Annotated in this window: 21 protein-coding genes; 8 read left to right on the plus strand and 13 right to left on the minus strand. The window is 68.6% G+C overall.

Annotation, left to right across the window (positions count from 1 at the left end):
* Nucleotides 1–126: 126 nt before the first annotated feature.
* Genes ACTZQ5_RS09545 through ACTZQ5_RS09555 form a run of 3 tightly spaced genes read right to left on the minus strand, consistent with a single transcriptional unit; the run spans nucleotide 127 to nucleotide 1939 of the window.
* Entirely contained in the window at nucleotides 127–672 is a 546-nt protein-coding gene (locus ACTZQ5_RS09545) for an LptA/OstA family protein (protein ID WP_443584950.1), read from the minus strand.
* Between the two features lie 6 nt (nucleotides 673–678).
* Nucleotides 679–1317, minus strand: a complete 639-nt coding sequence (lptC, locus tag ACTZQ5_RS09550; RefSeq protein WP_443584951.1) for an LPS export ABC transporter periplasmic protein LptC — start codon at nucleotides 1315–1317, stop codon at nucleotides 679–681.
* A gap of 1 nt (nucleotide 1318) precedes the next feature.
* Nucleotides 1319–1939, minus strand: a complete 621-nt coding sequence (locus ACTZQ5_RS09555; RefSeq protein WP_443584952.1) for a ribonuclease D — start codon at nucleotides 1937–1939, stop codon at nucleotides 1319–1321.
* A 320-nt stretch (nucleotides 1940–2259) separates the two neighbouring features.
* On the opposite strand from ACTZQ5_RS09555, the gene ACTZQ5_RS09560 reads away from it, so the two are divergent.
* A complete protein-coding gene (locus ACTZQ5_RS09560) occupies nucleotides 2260–3084 on the plus strand; it encodes a cold-shock protein (protein ID WP_443584953.1) in 825 nt (274 codons plus the stop codon).
* A 112-nt stretch (nucleotides 3085–3196) separates the two neighbouring features.
* A complete protein-coding gene (locus tag ACTZQ5_RS09565; RefSeq protein ID WP_443585173.1) occupies nucleotides 3197–4021 on the plus strand; it encodes a glutaminyl-peptide cyclotransferase in 825 nt (274 codons plus the stop codon).
* A 13-nt stretch (nucleotides 4022–4034) separates the two neighbouring features.
* Here ACTZQ5_RS09565 and ACTZQ5_RS09570 read toward each other — a convergent pair whose 3' ends face one another.
* Entirely contained in the window at nucleotides 4035–4904 is an 870-nt protein-coding gene (locus tag ACTZQ5_RS09570; protein WP_443584954.1) for an EamA family transporter, read from the minus strand.
* 43 nt (nucleotides 4905–4947) lie between these two features.
* A complete protein-coding gene (locus ACTZQ5_RS09575) occupies nucleotides 4948–6540 on the minus strand; it encodes a cisplatin damage response ATP-dependent DNA ligase (RefSeq protein ID WP_443585174.1) in 1593 nt (530 codons plus the stop codon).
* A gap of 50 nt (nucleotides 6541–6590) precedes the next feature.
* On the opposite strand from ACTZQ5_RS09575, the gene ACTZQ5_RS09580 reads away from it, so the two are divergent.
* A complete protein-coding gene (locus tag ACTZQ5_RS09580) occupies nucleotides 6591–7433 on the plus strand; it encodes a metallophosphoesterase (RefSeq protein ID WP_443584955.1) in 843 nt (280 codons plus the stop codon).
* Between the two features lie 4 nt (nucleotides 7434–7437).
* On the opposite strand, the gene ACTZQ5_RS09585 is transcribed toward ACTZQ5_RS09580, so the two are convergent.
* The 4 genes from ACTZQ5_RS09585 to ACTZQ5_RS09600 all read right to left on the minus strand — a co-directional run bounded on the left by ACTZQ5_RS09585 (nucleotide 7438) and on the right by ACTZQ5_RS09600 (nucleotide 9197).
* Complete coding sequence (locus ACTZQ5_RS09585) at nucleotides 7438–7623, minus strand: DUF1328 family protein (protein ID WP_443584956.1); 186 nt, start codon at nucleotides 7621–7623, stop codon at nucleotides 7438–7440.
* Nucleotides 7624–7691: 68 nt separating this feature from the next.
* Nucleotides 7692–8183 carry a Dps family protein gene (locus ACTZQ5_RS09590; protein ID WP_443584957.1) on the minus strand — a complete coding sequence of 164 codons (492 nt, stop codon included), beginning with the start codon at nucleotides 8181–8183 and terminating at the stop codon, nucleotides 7692–7694.
* 98 nt (nucleotides 8184–8281) lie between these two features.
* Nucleotides 8282–8848: a TMEM165/GDT1 family protein gene (locus ACTZQ5_RS09595; RefSeq protein ID WP_443584958.1), complete on the minus strand. Its 567-nt coding sequence runs from the start codon at nucleotides 8846–8848 to the stop codon at nucleotides 8282–8284.
* A gap of 13 nt (nucleotides 8849–8861) precedes the next feature.
* Nucleotides 8862–9197: a hypothetical protein gene (locus ACTZQ5_RS09600; protein WP_443584959.1), complete on the minus strand. Its 336-nt coding sequence runs from the start codon at nucleotides 9195–9197 to the stop codon at nucleotides 8862–8864.
* A gap of 178 nt (nucleotides 9198–9375) precedes the next feature.
* Between ACTZQ5_RS09600 and rpmG the strand changes: the two genes are divergently transcribed.
* Entirely contained in the window at nucleotides 9376–9543 is a 168-nt protein-coding gene (gene rpmG / locus ACTZQ5_RS09605; protein WP_017977469.1) for a 50S ribosomal protein L33, read from the plus strand.
* 489 nt (nucleotides 9544–10032) lie between these two features.
* Here rpmG and ACTZQ5_RS09610 read toward each other — a convergent pair whose 3' ends face one another.
* Nucleotides 10033–10395 (minus strand): response regulator, encoded by a 363-nt coding sequence (locus tag ACTZQ5_RS09610; protein ID WP_443584960.1) that lies wholly within the window; start codon nucleotides 10393–10395, stop codon nucleotides 10033–10035.
* A 41-nt stretch (nucleotides 10396–10436) separates the two neighbouring features.
* Between ACTZQ5_RS09610 and ACTZQ5_RS09615 the strand changes: the two genes are divergently transcribed.
* The 4 genes from ACTZQ5_RS09615 to ACTZQ5_RS09630 all read left to right on the plus strand — a co-directional run bounded on the left by ACTZQ5_RS09615 (nucleotide 10437) and on the right by ACTZQ5_RS09630 (nucleotide 13093).
* Nucleotides 10437–10712 (plus strand): DUF3572 domain-containing protein, encoded by a 276-nt coding sequence (locus tag ACTZQ5_RS09615; protein ID WP_443584961.1) that lies wholly within the window; start codon nucleotides 10437–10439, stop codon nucleotides 10710–10712.
* A complete protein-coding gene (locus ACTZQ5_RS09620; RefSeq protein WP_443584962.1) occupies nucleotides 10709–11335 on the plus strand; it encodes an HAD family hydrolase in 627 nt (208 codons plus the stop codon). Before ACTZQ5_RS09615 ends, ACTZQ5_RS09620 begins: the two co-directional genes overlap by 4 nt.
* Before the next feature lie 68 nt (nucleotides 11336–11403).
* Nucleotides 11404–11868 (plus strand): RidA family protein, encoded by a 465-nt coding sequence (locus ACTZQ5_RS09625; RefSeq protein ID WP_443584963.1) that lies wholly within the window; start codon nucleotides 11404–11406, stop codon nucleotides 11866–11868.
* 76 nt (nucleotides 11869–11944) lie between these two features.
* Nucleotides 11945–13093: a GNAT family N-acetyltransferase gene (locus tag ACTZQ5_RS09630; RefSeq protein ID WP_443584964.1), complete on the plus strand. Its 1149-nt coding sequence runs from the start codon at nucleotides 11945–11947 to the stop codon at nucleotides 13091–13093.
* Here the strand turns inward: ACTZQ5_RS09630 and ACTZQ5_RS09635 are convergent.
* The 3 genes from ACTZQ5_RS09635 to ACTZQ5_RS09645 form a co-directional block, all read right to left on the minus strand.
* Nucleotides 13068–14687, minus strand: a complete 1620-nt coding sequence (locus ACTZQ5_RS09635; RefSeq protein ID WP_443584965.1) for a hypothetical protein — start codon at nucleotides 14685–14687, stop codon at nucleotides 13068–13070. The genes ACTZQ5_RS09630 and ACTZQ5_RS09635 overlap by 26 nt on opposite strands.
* Before the next feature lie 9 nt (nucleotides 14688–14696).
* Complete coding sequence (locus ACTZQ5_RS09640; protein ID WP_443584966.1) at nucleotides 14697–16424, minus strand: hypothetical protein; 1728 nt, start codon at nucleotides 16422–16424, stop codon at nucleotides 14697–14699.
* A gap of 119 nt (nucleotides 16425–16543) precedes the next feature.
* Nucleotides 16544–17758 (minus strand): argininosuccinate synthase, encoded by a 1215-nt coding sequence (locus ACTZQ5_RS09645; RefSeq protein WP_443584967.1) that lies wholly within the window; start codon nucleotides 17756–17758, stop codon nucleotides 16544–16546.
* Nucleotides 17759–17805: the final 47 nt, after the last annotated feature.

Genomic DNA, 17805 nt, shown 5'->3' on the forward strand with positions numbered 1-17805 from the left:
TGATTTGCGGCACGGTGGACCCCGGAACAAGTCCGGGGTGACGAAAATATCACCCCTTCACCCGGAGCCGGCAGCCGTCCCAGTTACATGCGATAGCCCTGCCTTGGGCGGGGAGGCGCGTGAGGGTCAGTTGCGCTTGGGTACCGAGAAGGTGCCGGTCACGCGGCCGCTGGGTGCGGTGCTGACGCTGCTGCCCGGCGTGCTGCCGCCACCGCCGCGCACCGACGATCCGTCGATCACGGCGCGACCGGTGTCGAGGTTGATGGTCAGCCGGCCGCCGTTCACCGTATTCCCGCCCTGCGTCAGCGTCACCGCGCCGAGCATGGTGATGACCCGGCGGTTGAGATCGTAGATCGCATATTGGCTCTTCGCGGTCTGATCCGGACGGCGCACGGTGACGCCGCCACTCGCGTCCAGGCGCGACACCTGCGGATTGCCGCCGACGACCTGGCCGGTGTAGGTCACGGTCATCCGCGCGGCGTTGAGCGTCATCTCCGCCTGCTTCACTGACACGTTGCCGGACAGCACGGCGCGGTTCGCCTTGTCCTGCAATTCGATATTGTCCGCGCCGAAATCGATCGGTGCGTTCGAATTGTGGGCGGTCTGTGCCGCGAGGGGCGCGGCGGCGAGCAGCAGGGCTACGGTCAGGATGGGAGCGGGAAGGGCACGCATGGCGCGCTATTTCGCCCCTCGCGGCACGATCCGCAAGCGGGCATTGCCGCTGAGGCGCACGGTGCGGTCGTCGAGGTTGGCGCTGAGCCGGTTGGCGCTGAACGTCCCCTGTGTCACGGTGCCGGTCACCTTGCCGCGGCTGTCCATCGTCTTCGACTTGAGGTCGATGGTGGCGTTGCTGGTGTCGAGGCTGTAGCCGTCCGGGCCGCGGAAGGTGATCGACCCCGGCACGGTCATCTGTTCGCTGTTGAGATCGTAGCGCCCCTGCTGCGCACGCAGCACGGCGGGCCCATCCTGCAATTGCAGGTCGGCGGACATGCCGTTGATCTGGACGATCGGCACGCTGCTGCTCTGCTGCACCGCCGATCCGGCGTTGAGCGCGAACGCCTGCCCCTTGTCGTCCTGGCCGCGATAGGTGGCCGATTGCAGCTTCATCCGCTCCTTGGCGACCTCGACCTTGTTCTTGTCGAGGACGAAGGACACTTCGCTGCCTGCGGTCAGCGGCGCCATCACCAGAAAGGCGAACAGCACGCCGATCGCGATCGGCAGGCCGCTGTTGAGCAGCGCGATCAGCCGGTCGTGCCGGCTGCCGGGCGCCGCCCAGCGCTGTCGCGCCGATCGGGGAGGGATGATGACCGCGCCCACGTCAGGCGTGCGCGAAGATATCGATCTCGGGCCAGCCGGCGAGATCGAGCGCCGCGCGGGTCGGCAGGAAATCGAAGCACGCCTGCGCCAGCGCGGTGCGGCCCTCGCGTGCCAGCCGCCGGTCGAGTTCGGCCTGCAGGCGGTGGAGGAAGCGGACGTCGCTGGCGGCATAATCCTTCTGCGCGTCGCTGAGTTCGGGCGCACCCCAATCCGAGGATTGCTGCTGCTTGGACAATTCCTGCCCGAGCAGTTCGCGCACCAGCTCCTTGAGGCCGTGCCGGTCGGTGTAGGTACGCACCAGCCGCGAGGCGATCTTGGTATCATAGGCCGGCGCCGCGACGATCCCCAGGTAATGCTGAAGCGCCGCGATATCGAACCGGCCGTAGTGATAGAGCTTCACCCGCGCCGGGTCGGCGAGCACCGCCTTGAGATTGGGCGCGGCATAGTCGCTGTCGGGGCCGAACCGGACGAGGTGCTCGTCCGCGCCGCCGTCCGACAATTGCACGACGCACAGGCGGTCGCGGGGCGTGATGAGGCCCATGGTTTCGGTATCCACGGCGATTGAGGCACCGGGGGCGAAGACGTCTGCGGGGAGGTCTTCCTCATGGAAGTGAACGGTCATGGCGTGGCCCTACGCCGCAACCGCCCGGCGCTCAATGGGCAAGCGCGCATCGCCGCGCCCGGCTTCGCTATCCGGCGGGATTCCATGTGCCTCGGTGCGCGCACAGACACATGGGTTGTGCCGTTACGGCCACGGTCGGAGATGTATTGGTGCGAAGCGACACTCGATTGCGACGAATTTGTTCGCGGGGACTTGTTTTGTGCGCTATGACGACTCCCAAGGCGCAATAGGTTTGGCGCCCGAGGGCTCGCGTTCGTCGTCCGGCGCACGGGTTCTTCGAACGGATTGGATGCGGGCGAACCGGGAAGACGAACAGGGTTATGAGTTACGACAAAGGTGGCCGCGGCAACCGTGGCGGACGTGGTCGCGATAAGCGCGACGGTTTCGGCGGCGACGATTTCGGTGGCGGCAGCAGCTACGGCGGCGGCGGTTTCGGCGGCGGCGGCTTTGGCGGCGGTGACCGTGGCGGCTTCGGCGGTGGTGGTTTCGGTGGCGGCGGCTTCGGCGGCGGCGGTGACCGCGGCGGCTTCGGCGGCGGTGGCGGCTTCCGCGGCGGCGGTGGTGGCGGCGGCTTCGGCGGCGGTCGCGGCATGCCCCCGCAGGTGGTCGGCGAAGGCACCGGCGTGGTCAAGTTCTTCAACGCGCAGAAGGGCTTCGGCTTCGTCGTCCGCGACGACGGCGGCGAAGACGTGTTCGTGCACATCTCGGCGGTCGAGCAGGCGGGCCTCAGCGCGCTGGCCGAAGGGCAGCCGCTCGGCTTCACGCTCGTCGATCGCGGCGGCCGTATCTCGGCAACCGAGCTCAAGATCGACGGCGAGCCGATGGCCGTTACCGAGCGTGCGCCGCGCGAGCCGCGCGAAGGTGGCTTCGGCGATCGTGGCCCGCGTGGCGGCGCCGGCGGTGCCGGTGGCCCGCAGCGTCAGCTGACCGGCGAAAAGGCGACCGGCGTGGTCAAGTTCTTCAACGCCATGAAGGGCTTCGGCTTCATCCAGCGTGACGACGGACAGCCCGATGCGTTTGTGCACATCTCGGCCGTCGAGCGCGCCGGCATGCCGACGCTCAACGAGGGCGACCGCCTGTCGTTCGAGATCGAGGTCGACCGTCGTGGCAAATATGCCGCGGTGAACCTGTCGCCGGCATCGTAATCATCCCGATTCGCTAAGTCGAAGGGCCCGGTTCCGCAGCAGCGGCGCCGGGCCTTTTGCGTTTCATCCGCGGCCGTGCGATCGAATGGCGGGTACAGGAGGCGCAGGCATGATGAGACTGGCGATGGCGATGGCGGCGATCACGGTGACGGCCGACCTGCCGCAGGCGCCCGCCTCCGCGGGACAGCGCGCCGCGACGCCAGCGCAAGCGCCGATGGCGGGCGTGCCGGTCTATGCGGCGACGGTGGTCGCCCGGCTACCACACGACAAGGGCGCCTTTACCGAAGGGCTGCTATTCTGCGGCGGCGCCCTATACGAGAGCACGGGCAAGGAGGGCGCATCGGACATCCGCCGCGTGACGCTGGCCGATGGCAAGGTCGCCGCGCGAGCGCGAATCGCCCCCGACCTGTTCGGCGAGGGCATCGCCTGCTGGAAGAACCAGTTGCTCAGCGTGACGTGGAAGACGGGCATCGGCTTTCGTTGGGCACTCCCCGGCCTGAGCCGAACCGGCAAGCCGTTCCGATATGCGGGCGAGGGCTGGGGGATGACGACCGATGGCGACCGGATCATCCTGTCGGACGGCACGCCGACGCTGCGGGTGATGGATCCGGCGACCTTCGCGGATCGCGGCCGCATCGCGGTGACGATGAACGGTCGTCCGCTCCGGCAACTCAACGAACTGGAATATGTCCGCGGTCGCATCCTCGCCAACGTGTGGATGAGCGGCTTCATCGCACGGATCGACCCCGCGACCGGCAGGGTCGACGGCCTGATCGACGTGCGGCCGCTCCTCGCCGAGATCGGCAACCCCGATCCCGATGCGGTCGCCAACGGCATCGCCTATGATGCGGCGCATGATCGGCTGTATGTGACGGGCAAATACTGGCCGACGCTGTTCGAGATCAAGCTTGGTGCCGAGGTCGGCCGGGCGCGGTGAGTTGTGGGTCCGATCAGCGCACGATCACCAGCGCTGCGCCCGCGACGATGCCGATGACGGCGCCTGCGCGTTGCCAGGTCACGTGTTCACCGAGTGCCAGGACCGCGATCATCAGTGCCGTGACCATGCCCGTTTCGCGTAGCGCTGCCAGAGGAGCGGTCGGTCCCATCGCCAAGGCGCTCAGCGCCAGGCCGTAGGTTACGATCGAGAGGACACCGGCGGCGGCACATGGGCGCCATTGCCGCCGCATCGCGCCGAGCAGGCGGCCGCGCGACAGGGCCGTGAACATCACCACCGACAGGCCCCCGACCGCGACGAAATCCCACACGATATAGCTGCCGGCCGTGGGAGCGGCGCGCACGCCATGCGCGTCGGCGACCGTGTAAAGAGCCGTCATTACTCCGGTCAGGACCGCCCAGCCGAACGCCGCGCGATCAAGGTGACGTCCGGCGAGCAGCAGGAAGATCGCCGTGCCGATCAGCGCGATGCCGGCGATCTGCGCGGCCGTGACGGCCTCGCCAAGCAGCCCGATCGACACCGCCGCCGTGACGAGTGGCGCCGTGCCGCGCAGGATCGGATAGGCGGCGGAAAAGTCGGCGACCGCATACGTGCGGATCATCGCATAAAGATAGACGATGTGGACGAAGGCGCTGATCGCCAGCCAATTCCATGCTCCCGCGGGCAACGGCACGAGCACGACCGACGGGAGCAGAACGATCGCGCTGGTGCCGTCGGTGACGCCGCGCGCCGCCATGATGTCCGTGGTGCGCGAGCCGGCCGGCACCGGCGCGGAGGAGCGCTTGCCCTTGATGATCGCATTGACGATCGCATGGATCGATCCAGACGCGATCATCATAACGGAAGCGAGCGCGTAGCTGGACATGCACCTACCGTAGGTTCGTCCAATGCCGACGCAAGCGCCCCCGCTACGTCACCAGCCGCCGCAACGTGTCCACCCGGTCCGCTTCCGCGGCGGGTTTGTCCGTCCTGATCCGGGCAATCCGCGGGAAGCGCATCGCCACGCCGGATTTGTGGCGGGTGGAGGCGTGGATCGAATCGAAGGCGACCTCCAGCACCAGCGTCTTCTCCACCTCGCGCACCGGGCCGAAGCGGTTGAGGGTGTGGCGGCGCACGAACGAATCGAGCATGCGCAATTCCTCGTCGGTGATCCCCGAATAGGCCTTGCCGACGGGCAGCAGCTCGCCGTCCTCAGTCCAGCAGCCGAAGGTATAGTCGCTGTAATAGGACGAGCGGCGGCCGTTGCCGCGCTGGGCATACATCATCACGCAATCCGCGGTCAGCGGATCGCGCTTCCATTTGTACCACAGGCCGGCACGGCGACCGCCGACATAGGGGCTGTCACGCCGCTTGAGCATCACGCCTTCGATCGCGGCGTCGCGGGCGCCGGCACGGATCGCCTCCAATTCGGTGAAACTGGCGGCCTCAATCACCTGGCTGATATCGAACCGGTCGGGATCGAGGCGGGGGACGAACGCCTCCAGCCGCGCCCGCCGCTCGCCCCACGGCAGCGCGCGCAGGTCTTCCGCCCCGTCGAACAGGATATCGTAGAGCCTGACGAAGGCGGGATAATCGGCGAGCATCTTCTGGCTCACCACCTTGCGGCCCAGCCGCTGCTGGAGCGCGTTGAAGCTTGCCGCACCGCCGCCTTCGTCCAGCGCGCCGCCCTGAAACTCGCCCTTGACCAGCAATTCGCCGTCCACCGCGCCGGCTTCGGCGAAGGCGGCGGCGACATCGGGGAAGCTGGCGGTCACGTCGTCGCCGGTGCGGCTGTAGAGCCGCGTCTGGCCGTTGACGTGGACGATCTGGACGCGGATGCCGTCCCACTTCCATTCGGCGGCATAGTCGGCGAGATCGACCTGCGCATCCTCCAGTCCGTGCGCGAGCATGAATGGGCGAAAGACGGGGACGTCGGCCGGCGTCGGCTGTGCGCCCTTGCCCTGTGCCCAGGCAAACAGGCTGGCATAGGGCGGGGTGAGCCCGTGCCACACCTCCTCCACCGCATCGACGTCGAGGCCGAAGGCCTGTGCGAGCGCCGTCTTGGCGAGGCGCGCGGAGACGCCGATCCGTAGCGCGCCCGTCGCCATCTTCAGCAGGGCGAATCGCTCCTCGGCATCCAGCCGGTCGAGCATGCCGGCGAGCACCGCCGGCGCATCCGAGCGCGACAGGTGGCGCAGGGCATCCACCGCCGCGGTGATCGACAGCGGGCCGCCGTCGGGCGCGGGGACCGGCGCCGGCCAGAGCAGCGCCACCGTCTCCGCGGTATCGCCGACATAGTCGCGGCTCATCCGGAACAGCACCGGATCGACCCGCGCCTCGATCAGCGCGCGGATCTGCGCCGGCTTGACGCCGGGCAGGTCGAGATCCCCGGTCAGCGCCGCCATCGCCCAGCCCCGGTCGGGATCGGGCGTCGCGTGCAGGTAGTCGACGATCAGCTTCAGCTTGGCGTTACGCCCGCGGGTGTAGATGAGCGAATCGAGAAGCGCGGCGAAGGCGTGCATGGCTGCCAAACGCATGGCGCGATCGTTCCGCTCCCGCTACGGGCGGCGGCGTGATCCGCCGTCTCCTTTTCGTCGCGCTGGGGCTCGTCCTGCTGCTCTGTGCCGTGCTGCTGACGGGCTATGCCGGCGCTCGTGCCGATCCGGTGATCCGCAGAACGGCGGTGAACCTGCCGGGCTGGCCCGCGGGAAAACCGCCGATCACCATCGCGCTGATGAGCGACATCCACATGGAAAGCGCGGCGATGGACGAAGGGCGGCTCGCGCGGATCGTCGCCAGGGTGAACGCGCTGCATCCCGATCTGGTGGTGATCGCCGGCGACTTCGTCGAGGGGGAGGGCGTCGCCGAGGCGGAGCGCGCGATCCCGCTGCTGGAGCGGCCTCTGGCACGGTTGAGGGCGCCGCTGGGCGTGGTGGCGGTGCTCGGCAATCACGATCACTGGACGGACCCTGCGCCGCTCGCCGCGATGCTGCGGCGGATCGGTGTCGTGGTGCTGGTCAACCGGGCCCAGGCGATCGGGCCACTCGCCGTCGGCGGGCTGGACGATCCGGCGACGCATCGCGAGCGGATCGCCCCGACCCGCGCTGCGCTGGCGATGCTGGATGGCGCCGGCGTGATGGTCGCCCATTCGCCGGATATCGCCAGGCGGCTGCCGGCGCGCACCCGGCTGTTGCTGGCGGGGCATACCCATTGCGGACAGGTGGTGCTGCCGCTGATCGGCGCACCGGTGGAGGTGACCGATTCGCATTACCGCTGCGGCATCGTCCACGATCCCGGCCGGGTGACGATCGTCACCGCCGGCCTCGGCACCAGCGAGCTGCCGGTGCGCGTCGGTGCGCCGCCGGACATCTGGCTGGTGCGCGTCGGCGGCCTGATGCGGCCGCCGGCACGGTAAAACGTCAGTCGACCGCGTCCTTGACCGCCTTGCCGGCCACCAGGCTGATGACGAGGAACAGCAGGAACAGCGCGATCGCGATGAAGAACAGGATCTTGGCGATGCCGACGAAGGCGCCGCCGATGCCGCCGAAGCCGAGCAGGCCTAGCACGACGCCGATGATGAGGAAGGTGAGGGCAAGCTTGAGCATGGCGGGTCCTTTTTGGCGGATGAGACGATGGGCGGCGGTACCAGTGGGTTGTCCGCCGCGGAGAGCGGTCAGCCCTTGCGGCTGGCCTCGAACAGGAACCAGGCACGCTCCTCGGCCTGATCGGTCCATTCATCGACGATGCCGCTGGTGGCATTGTCCTTGGCCTCTTCGGCCGCGTCCTTCACCACGCGGAAGCCCTCGACCAGCTTGAGATTGTCCTCGCGCAGTTCGGCGAGCATCGCGTGCGCGTCGACGAAATCCTGATCGTTGTCGGCGATCGACTGGCGGCGGCTGATGTCGCCGATCGAGCGCAGAGTCGTGTTGCCGGTCTTGCGCACCCGCTCCGCGATCGCGTCCGTCACGCCGAGGATCTGCGCCGCCTGATCGTCGAGCAACAGGTGGTAATCGCGGAAATGCGGGCCGGAGACGTGCCAGTGGAAGTTCTTGGTCTTGAGGTACAGCGCATAGCAATCCGCCAGCGACGCATTGAGTGCGTCCGCTACCGAACGCGTGTTGCTGAGGTCGGTCGGCGTGCTGAGCGCCGGATTGATGTCGGCCATCGGTCTGCTCCTGGAATGGGTTCGTTGCGGGAACGATCCGATGGCGGAAACGCTCCCTTTCCAGCGGGCATTTGCGGTTCACATGGATTGAGTGAGGGTTACACGAGGCCGATCGCGCCGAGGCCCAGCCACAGTGCGGCGATGACGAACAGCGTGCCGATGATGCGCCGGGCGACGACGAGCGGCAGCGCGGTCCAGCCCGCCTCGCCCAGCACGGCGGCGGGGACGATCACGGCGAGCGATCCCAGCATCGCACCCACGGCGGCGAGCCACGGCAACGTCGCGCGTGCGGCGAGTGCCATCACGATGAACTGCACGCCGTCACCGAACGCGAGGATGAACAGGCCGACAAGGCTGGTCAGCAGGGCGCCGATGCGCCAGCGATCGAGCCGGTCGGGTGCCTTCACCGGAAACCAGGCGCCGCCGCCCTGGAACAGCAGCGCCAGCGCGAGGAACAGCTGCTTGGCCTCCGGCGTCATGCGCGGCGCGATCAAGGCCCCGGCTGCGGCCGCCGCCAGGCCTGCACCGAGGATGGCGACGGCAGCGCCCGCGATCACCACGCCCGGCGCCCGGTAGCGGTCGGCCAGGATCGCGGCGAGCCATGCGGGCCGATCGCCGATCTGCGCCAGCGCAGCGGCGAGCAGCGCCGCCATCAGGGCATCCATCAGCCGGGCACCATCAGCCGGACAGCCGTACCGAACAGGCGGCGGCGAAGGCGTCGCAGGCGCGCACGTCCTGCCGCTCGCATGCCACCGCATCGCCGAGCACCCGCAGCCAGCCATGCACCAGCGCGCCATGTTCGCCGCGCGACAGCGCCGAATCGACGAAGTGCGCGACGGTGACCGCCGGGTTCAGGCCGGCGCGATGGGCGATCAGGCGGATCTGGTTGATATCGGGCTTGAGGTCGCGGGCACAGGCATAGGGCGCCCGCACGTCGATCGCCGCGATTCGCGCCGTCAGGTCGGCGCGTACCGCCGCCAGCCCTTCACCGTCTCCCTCCAGACTGCCCGTCATTACCCCCTCCATGTGTTTTCCCGAGGTTCAGCCTGCGCCGACAGTGGTAAGGGGGCGGTTAAGAACCCGCTGTGGGGCAACGCGCGGTTGACTTTCCGGCGATGCTGCCCCATGCGCCGCGACTGATCGAGCGGCGGCGTTGGTGCTGCCGCTCTCCTTGTTTTCAGGATTAGGGCTCATGGCCAAGCCGACTACCGTCAAGATCAAGCTCGTCAGCACCGCCGACACCGGCTTCTTCTACGTCACCAAGAAGAACCCGCGCACGAAGACCGAGAAGCTGAGCTTCAGCAAGTACGACCCGGTCGTGCGCAAGCACGTCGAGTTCAAGGAAGCCAAGATCAAGTAAGCAGGGCGGCGGCGCGACCAGCGCCGCGTCTGCAGGGCTTTACGCAGAGCCGCTGGTGCACTCCGCGCCGGCGGCTCTTCGCGTGCGCGCGTGGCATCGCAAGGCGCTGCGTGATCTGCCTTGGGCCGGGCTAGGTTCGGCCATATTGCGTTCATGTTCGCGCGTCATAGCAGATTTCGGCGGCCGGATTCCCCCGGTCGCCCTGTATCGCGTCACTACGGATCAAGGGCGGTATCCTCCTCGCGGAGGATGCCGCCCTTGGTTTTTGTGGCGTCGAACGGTGCGTTCGGACGCATCGCGACCCATCGTGATCCATCGGATGCGGGTCGCCGGCGATCGGTGGTGCCGGTCGTCCGGAACCAGCCGCGGCCAACCTGCGTTATGAATTCCGCTTGCAGCACTCAGCCTCTCTCGGGGGGCAGGGGTCTGGGAGCGCGCGGCGCCCTGTCGGAGCTTCATCGCTCGGCAGGGCGTCTTTCGTTTTCCGGGTCAGAGCAGCGCGGTCACCGCGTCCATGAAGCGGGCAAGGCTGATCGGCTTCGACACATAGGATCGCGCGCCCGCCGCGCGGATGCGCTCCTCGTCGTCGCGGCCCGCATAGGCGGTCACCGCCATGACCGGGATGGTCCGCAAGTCGTCGTCCGCCATCAGTTCGAGGATCAGCTCATAGCCGGTGACGTGCGGCATCTGGATGTCCATGATGATGAGGTCGGGGCGGAATTCACGCGCCCGCGCCACCGCCTCGCGCCCGTCGCGCACCGGCTCCGCCACGAAATCGTGGGCGCGCAGCAGGTCGCAGAACAGCTTCAGATTGAGTTCGTTGTCCTCGACAACGAGCACCCGTTTCGCCACGTGCGTCACCGATCCTTTTCCGATTGCAGGGACGATAGGCAATGCGCGCGCGCGATACAAACATCCCCGATCCGGAAACGCTGGCGCTGCATGCGCTGGTGTGGACGCTGGCCGAGCCGGCGCGGGCCGACCGGCTGATCGCCGTCACCGGCCTCTACCCCGACGACCTGCGCGCCCGCGCCGCCGAACCGGCGGTGCTGGCCGCAGTGATCGGCTATCTCGAATCGTACGAACCCGATCTTATCGCCTGCGCCGATGCGCTGGGCGTTCCCCCCGAGGCGCTGCCGCGCGCCCGCCAGACCCTGGAGGCCCGATGAAGCCGCTGCTGATTTCCGATTGCGATGAAGTGCTGCTGCACATGGTGACGCATTTCGGCGCCTGGCTGGGTGAGACGCACGCGATCGATTTCACCCCCGACGGCGCCGATTTCGCCAATTCCATGCGCCACCGCGATACCGGCGAGGTGCCGACGCGCGAACAGATGTGGGCGATGCTCGGCGGCTTCTTCCCGGGCGAGATGCACCGGCAGACGCTGGTGCCGCACGCCGCCGAGGCGCTGGCGCGACTCGCCGAACGCGCCGACATCGTGATCCTCACCAACCTGACCGACGCATGCCGGACCGCCCGAATCGAGCAACTGGCCCGCTTCGGCATCCGGCATCGCGTCGAATGCAACCAGGGCGGCAAGGGCGAACCGGTCGCCCGGCTGGTGGCGGAGCACGGCGATCCGGTGACGGTGTTCGTCGACGACCTGGCCGTTCACCACGAATCGGTCGCGCGCCATGCGCCCGGCGTCCACCGCCTGCACATGGTGTCCGAACCCTCGCTGGCGCCGAGCGTGCCCAAGGCTCCGCACGCGCATGCGCGGATCGACGACTGGCGCGAGGCGGCGGACTGGATCGAGGCGCGCTTCGCGGGCGGCGTCGCCGCGGCGGGATAAGCATTGCACCCGGTTTGCGCGGGGCGGGGGATGCTCTACAGCGCCGTCATCATCCAGAAGGACTGTCCATGACCACGCATGTCGACCGCAAGCTCGAGGAACTCGGCCTGACCCTGCCGGAGGCGGCGGCGCCCGTCGCGGCCTATGTGCCGGTGGTCGAGGCGGGCGGGATGCTGCACCTGTCGGGGCAGCTGCCCTTCAAGGACGGTCAGCTGGTCACCGGGCGGCTGGGCGACGGCGTGTCGCTGGAAGACGGGCAGGAGGCGGCGCGGCTGTGTGGCCTGATGATCGTCGCGCAGGTCAAGAAGCATCTCGGCGGCGACCTGTCGCGGATCAAGCGGATCGTGAAGCTGGGCGTGTTCGTCAACAGCCACGGCGATTTCACCGACCAGCCGAAGGTCGCCAACGGCGCGTCCGAACTGATGGTCGCGCTGTTCGGCGATGCGGGCAAGCATGCACGCAGCGCGGTCGGCGTGCCGGTGCTGCCGCTCGGCGCGGCGGTGGAGGTCGATGCGATCATCGAACTCGCCTGAGGCGCGCTGAGCGCCTCTGCGCGAACCCCGTCTTGAGCCCTCCGCAAACGCCCGCGGTGTGCCTATATCGGCGGCGATGACCTCTACCCCCGTCGCCGCCCGCCTCGTCGATGGCGTTCGTGCCATCCCCGCCGACCAATGGGATGCCTGCGCCGGCACTGCCAATCCCTTCGTCAGCCACGCCTTCCTCGCCGCGCTGGAGGAATCGGGCAGCACCGGCGGGCGCTCCGGATGGCAGCCGATCCCGATCGTCGTCGATGGCGCCGACGGCCGTCCGGCCGCCATCGCGCCGGCCTATGCCAAGAGCCACAGCCAGGGCGAATACGTCTTCGACCACGCCTGGGCGGACGCGTGGGAGCGGGCCGGCGGCAGTTATTACCCCAAGCTCCAGGTCGCCGCGCCGTTCAGCCCGGTGCCGGGTCCGCGGCTGCTGCTGCGCGATTCTGCCGCCGCGCCGGCGCTGATCGCCGCGCTGGAGGCGGTGACCGATCAGCATGGCCTGTCCTCCGCGCATGCGACCTTCGTCGCGCCCGATCAGGTGCCGCTGTTCGAACAGGCGGGCTGGCTGATTCGCGAGGGGACGCAATTCCATTGGGCCAACCAGGGCTATGCGAGCTTCGACGATTTCCTCGCCGCGCTCGCCAGCCGCAAGCGCAAGGCGATCCGCAAGGAACGCGCCGCCGCCGTCGAGGGGCTGACCATCCGTCACCTGTCCGGCGCAGAGATCCGCGATGACCATTGGGACGCCTTCTGGACCTTCTATCAGGATACCGGCAGCCGCAAATGGGGCCGGCCGTATCTGACGCGGGGCTTCTTCCCGATGCTGGGCGAGGCGATGGGGGACAAGGTGCTGCTGATCCTCGCTGAGCGCGAGGGGCGGCCGATCGCGGGGGCGCTCAACCTGATCGGGGCGGAGACGCTCTACGGGCGGTATTGGGGCTGCACCGAAGAGGTGCCGTTCCTCCATTTCGAGCTATGCTATTACCAGGCGATCGACGCCGCCATCGCACGTGGCCTCAAGACGGTGGAGGCCGGCGCGCAGGGCGAGCACAAGCTGGCGCGCGGCTATGTGCCGGTGCCGACCTGGTCGGCGCATTACCTGCCCGATGCCGGCTTTCGCCGCGCCGTCGCCGACTTCCTGGTGCGCGAGCGCGAGGCGGTCAGCGAGGAACACGCCTACCTCGCCGAACTGGCGCCGTTCAGGAAAAGCGGGGGAGGCGAATAGCCACCCGCCGCGGCGGCAGCAGCGACGGGTCGAGCGTCACCGCCGGCGGCGTCCGGTCGTCGATCCGGTACAGCACGTCGTCGCCGCTGCGCCAGATCGGCGTCAGGCCGGTGAGGAACTCCGCGCCGACCGGCGGCGGGTTGATGAGCAACACGTAATCGAACGCCTGGCGCGGCAGATAGGCGAGGGACACCCTGAGCGGGCGCCACCATTCGCCGCGGCAGCGCCGGTCGGTGACCAGCTGCGAGGGATCGTGCGCGAAGCGGCCGGCGGGGGTGTAGCGCACCGTCAGCAGCTGCCCGCCGGCCATCGACCATTGATCGTTGGCATAAGCGATGCGGCGTTCGAGCGCGAGGCCGGCGGCATGCTCCAGCCGCGAATAGAGCCATGCGTCCTGACAGGTGCGGCCGACCATCGTCAGCAGCCGCGCACCCCGCGGCACATGGTCGAGCGCGGTCAGCGCGCGGTCGTAATCGCGGTCGAACTGCCAATAGCTGACCGTGGTCGCGGCCAGCCGCACGCCGAAAAAGGCGAGGCCCAGCGCCGCCAGCGTCGAGGCGCCGCGGAACGACAGCCCCCGCTTCGGCCGCAGCGCGATCAGCGCGATGGCGAGCGCGAAGGGCGCGAGCCGCATGTCGGCATAGGCCGAACCGAAGACGATCCTGGGCAGGAGGAGGTAGATGGCGGTGAGGAAGAGCGCGGACAGCAGCAGATTGCGCGAATATTCGACGCGATCGTCGCGTACGCCCTTCAGCAGGATGACGAACAGCACGGTGACGGACGCGAGGTCGAACGCCATCCAGCGATCGCGCAGCACCATGATGACCCAGCCGACCTTGGCGCGCCAGTTGAACCAGTCCATCGTGTTGCCGGTGACATGGTCGCCCGAGCGCCACAGGACCATCATGGCAAAAGGCAGGGCGAGCGGCAGGCAGCCGATGCCGGCGCGCACCCAGCTTTCCAGCCAGTGGCCGCTCTTGCGGTCCTTCCTGAGGTCGTGCTGGCGGATCATCTCGGCGGAGAAGGCGAGGATGCCGAGCACGCCCCAGCCGAAGGTGTGGCAGATCCACAGGGCGCAGGACAGCGGCACGAACAGCACGGCGCGCAGCCGGACGCTGCCGAGCCGCCCCATCCGCAGCCACAATGCGAACAGGTTGAGCGCCAGCGCCATCGACAGCGCGAAGTTCACGAAGCCGAACTGGAACGGATAGCTATAGGCGAGCGGCAGCGCGAAGAGCGCGGTCGCCGGGATGCGGCCATGCACCTCGCGCGCGATCCACAGCAGCCCCGACACGATGAGGGCGGGGATCGCCATCACGATCAGCTTGACCGCCAGTTCCAGGCCGAAGATCGGCGCCAGCGGCTCGATCAACAGGTCGACGCCGAGGTTGCCGATCATCTGCCAGCGGAAATCGTACCAGTCGGCAAGCCAGGGATAGGCCGCGCCATCCAGCTGGACGCGATAGCGCCCCATGTGACCCGGCAGGTCGACCAGCGGCGGGATGTCCGGCCACAGCAACGGGATCATCGTCGCGATCACCACCGCGACCACGAACCACCGTGTTTGCCACCAGTGCAGCTTATGCCCCTGCATCCCCTTGCCTTAGGGGCTGGGGGCGCCCGACGACAAGCGGTCTCGCGCAAAGATTGTCGCTCCATCCGTCGCAACCGCGACCGCGACGAAGCTCGCCGGTGCCCGGTCGTGCGGGTTGCGGCCGAGCGAGGCCGCGATGCTGCGCGGATCGGCCGCACCGGGCAGGCCGGCGCAGGCCATCACGTAATCGACGTGCCATCGGTCCGCGATCCCCGCTGCCACGGCAGGCGATGCGGCGTAGAAGCGGAAGGGGACGAGATTGCCGGCGGTGTTGCGGTGGTAGGGCGCGGCGACGACGCGGTGCGGCGTTGCCGCCAGCACCCACGATCCCGCATCGATCGGGGCCAGCACCGTTCCCGGCGCCAGCGTCCGCAGCGCGCGCATCGCCGCCGCCGAGGCGCAATCGCCGCGGATGGCGTCGCCGGATACGGTGGTGCCGCCCCGCGGCGTCAGCGCGTCGGCCGCCAGCGGATAGAGCATGCCGGCCGAGGCGAGCCACGCGGCCGCCACCTGCCAGCCGCCCCGGCGTCGCGCCTCTCCGATCATCGTGGCCAGGCCCGGCGCCGCCAGCATCGCCGCGGCATAGGCGCCGCGCAGCTGGACGAGGGCGATGGCCAGCGTCGCGGCGAGCAGCAGGGTGACGATCCCCCAGCCGGCATCGGGCTGCCGTCGCACCCGGTACAGCGTCGCCGGCAAGCCGATGACGGCAAGGCCGAGGTAGCCGATCGCCGTCGCCGGTGCCGCGGTCAGGACCGATTGCGCTTCCTCGACATGCGACAGCCAGAGTGCGTCGAGCACCGGCGTGACCGCCCCGTAAGGCGACAGGCATTGCGGCGCATGCAGCAAGGCCGCCGTGACGACCGGCACGCCGACCGCGGCGGCAAGGATGCCGCGCGCTGCCCGCCCGGTGATCCGATAGCCGGCAAACCCGATCGTGCCTGCCGCCGCGACCGCTGCCATCGCCGTGCCGAAGGCGGCGGACGTGAATCCGTCGCAGGCGGGATAGTCGAACCCCGCACTTGCAAAGGTCGCCCGTCCGATCCCCAGCATGACGGCAAGGCCGGCGGCGAAGGCGGGCAGGGTGTGTCGCTCGCCGCTCGCGATCCATTGCGCAGCGACCATCGCGCTCAGGATCGCCAGCGCGGGCATCGTCTCCAGCCCGACGATCAGGCTGGTGCCGACGCACACGCCCGCCAGCGCCATGCCGCGGCCACCGCCGCGCAGCACGGCCAGCGTCGCGGCGAGCAGCAGCACGACCTGCACGTTGTGATGATCGATCCGCCCCGGCAGGAACACGCTCGTCGCCGGATAGGCGAGGGCCGCGACGATCATCGCGGTGCGTGCCGCCTCGGACGCGGCAAGCCGATGCGTGATCCGCGCGACCAGCAGCAGCGCGACGGCAAAGAGCAAAGCCGGCCAGAGCAGCACCGCGGTCAGTTCCGCCGCCGATGTGCCCACACCGGGCGTCAGCAGCGCGATGATCGCCCCCGGCCCCAGATCGACCAGCCGGCTCCAGTGCATGGGCAGTCCCGGCGGTGGCCCGAGTCGATGCTGGGTCAGGTCGCTCCAGCGCTGGCCACCCAGCCAGTCGCGAATCTGCTGGAGCCGCATCGCATCGTCGGTATCGGGCAGATGCAGCAGCGACAGCTGCGTCCAGTCGCGCCACGTCCAGACGATGCTCAGCACCAGCGCGAGCGTCAGCGCTGCGAGCGCATCGTGGCGGAGACGGGCGGCCATCGCCCGCCTCCTACCCGATCGTAATTAAGGCGCCGTTAGGGTGCGGCGACATGCCGCTCGGCCCTTTGCCCCTCGTCCCTCTGCGAGAGGCGAGGAATGAAACAGAGCGGAACGTCGCGTCAGTCGCGCCGGCCGAGCAGGCGCAGGCGCAACGCGTTCAACTTGATGAAGCCCGCCGCGTCGCGCTGGTCGTAGGCGCCCTGATCGTCCTCGAAGGTCACGACCTTTTCCGAATACAGGCTGTTGGGCGACTTGCGGCCGACCACGTATACGCCGCCCTTGTAGAGCTTGAGGCGGACGGTGCCGGAGACGTTCGCCTGACTGTGGTCGATCGCCGCCTGCAACATCTCGCGCTCGGGGCTGAACCAGAAGCCGTTGTAGATCAGCTCGGCATAGCGCGGTGCCAGCTCGTCCTTGAGGTGCGCGGCGCCGCGGTCGAGCGTGATCTGCTCGATGCCGCGATGCGCGAGGTGATAGATGGTGCCGCCCGGCGTTTCATACATGCCGCGGCTCTTCATGCCGACGAAGCGGTTCTCGACGAGGTCGAGCCGGCCGATGCCGTGGCGACGGCCGAGTTCGTTGAGCTTGGTCAGCAGCGTCGCCGGGCTGGTCGCCTCGCCGTTCAGCGCGACGCCGTCACCACGCTCGAAGTCGATCGTGATATATTCCGGCTGGTCGGGCGCATCCTCCGGGTTGACGGTGCGGCTGTAGACGTAATCCGGCACCTCCTGCCACGGGTCCTCCAGCACCTTGCCCTCCGACGAGGTGTGGAGAAGGTTGGCATCGGTCGAGAAGGGCGATTCGCCCCGCTTGTCCTTGGCGACCGGGATCTGGTGCTGTTCCGCGAATTCGATCAGCCGGGTGCGGCTGGTGAGGTCCCATTCGCGCCACGGGGCGATGACCTTGATGTCCGGGTTCAGCGCGTAATAGCCGAGCTCGAAACGGACCTGGTCGTTGCCCTTGCCGGTCGCGCCGTGGCTGACCGCGTCGGCGCCGATCATTTTGGCGATCTCGATCTGCCGCTTGGCGATCAGCGGCCGCGCGATCGAGGTGCCGAGCAGGTACAGCCCCTCGTACAGCGCGTTGGAACGCATCATCGGGAAGACGTAATCGCGCACGAATTCCTCGCGCAGGTCGTCGATGAAGATATGCTCCGGCTTGACGCCCGCCATCTCCGCCTTCTTGCGCGCGGGCTCCAGCTCCTCGCCCTGGCCCAGGTCGGCGGTGAAGGTCACCACTTCGCAATTGTACGTCTGTTGCAGCCATTTCAGGATCACGCTCGTATCCAGCCCGCCCGAATAGGCGAGAACGACACGGTTGATCTGATCGGCCACGGCAGCATCCTTGAACAAGGGGGAATGGCCGCGCCACTAGGCCGCTG

Origin of the sequence: Sphingomonas cellulosilytica, from assembly GCF_052321755.1 — a bacterium.
In the GTDB taxonomy this organism is placed as follows: Bacteria; Pseudomonadota; Alphaproteobacteria; order Sphingomonadales; family Sphingomonadaceae; genus Sphingomonas.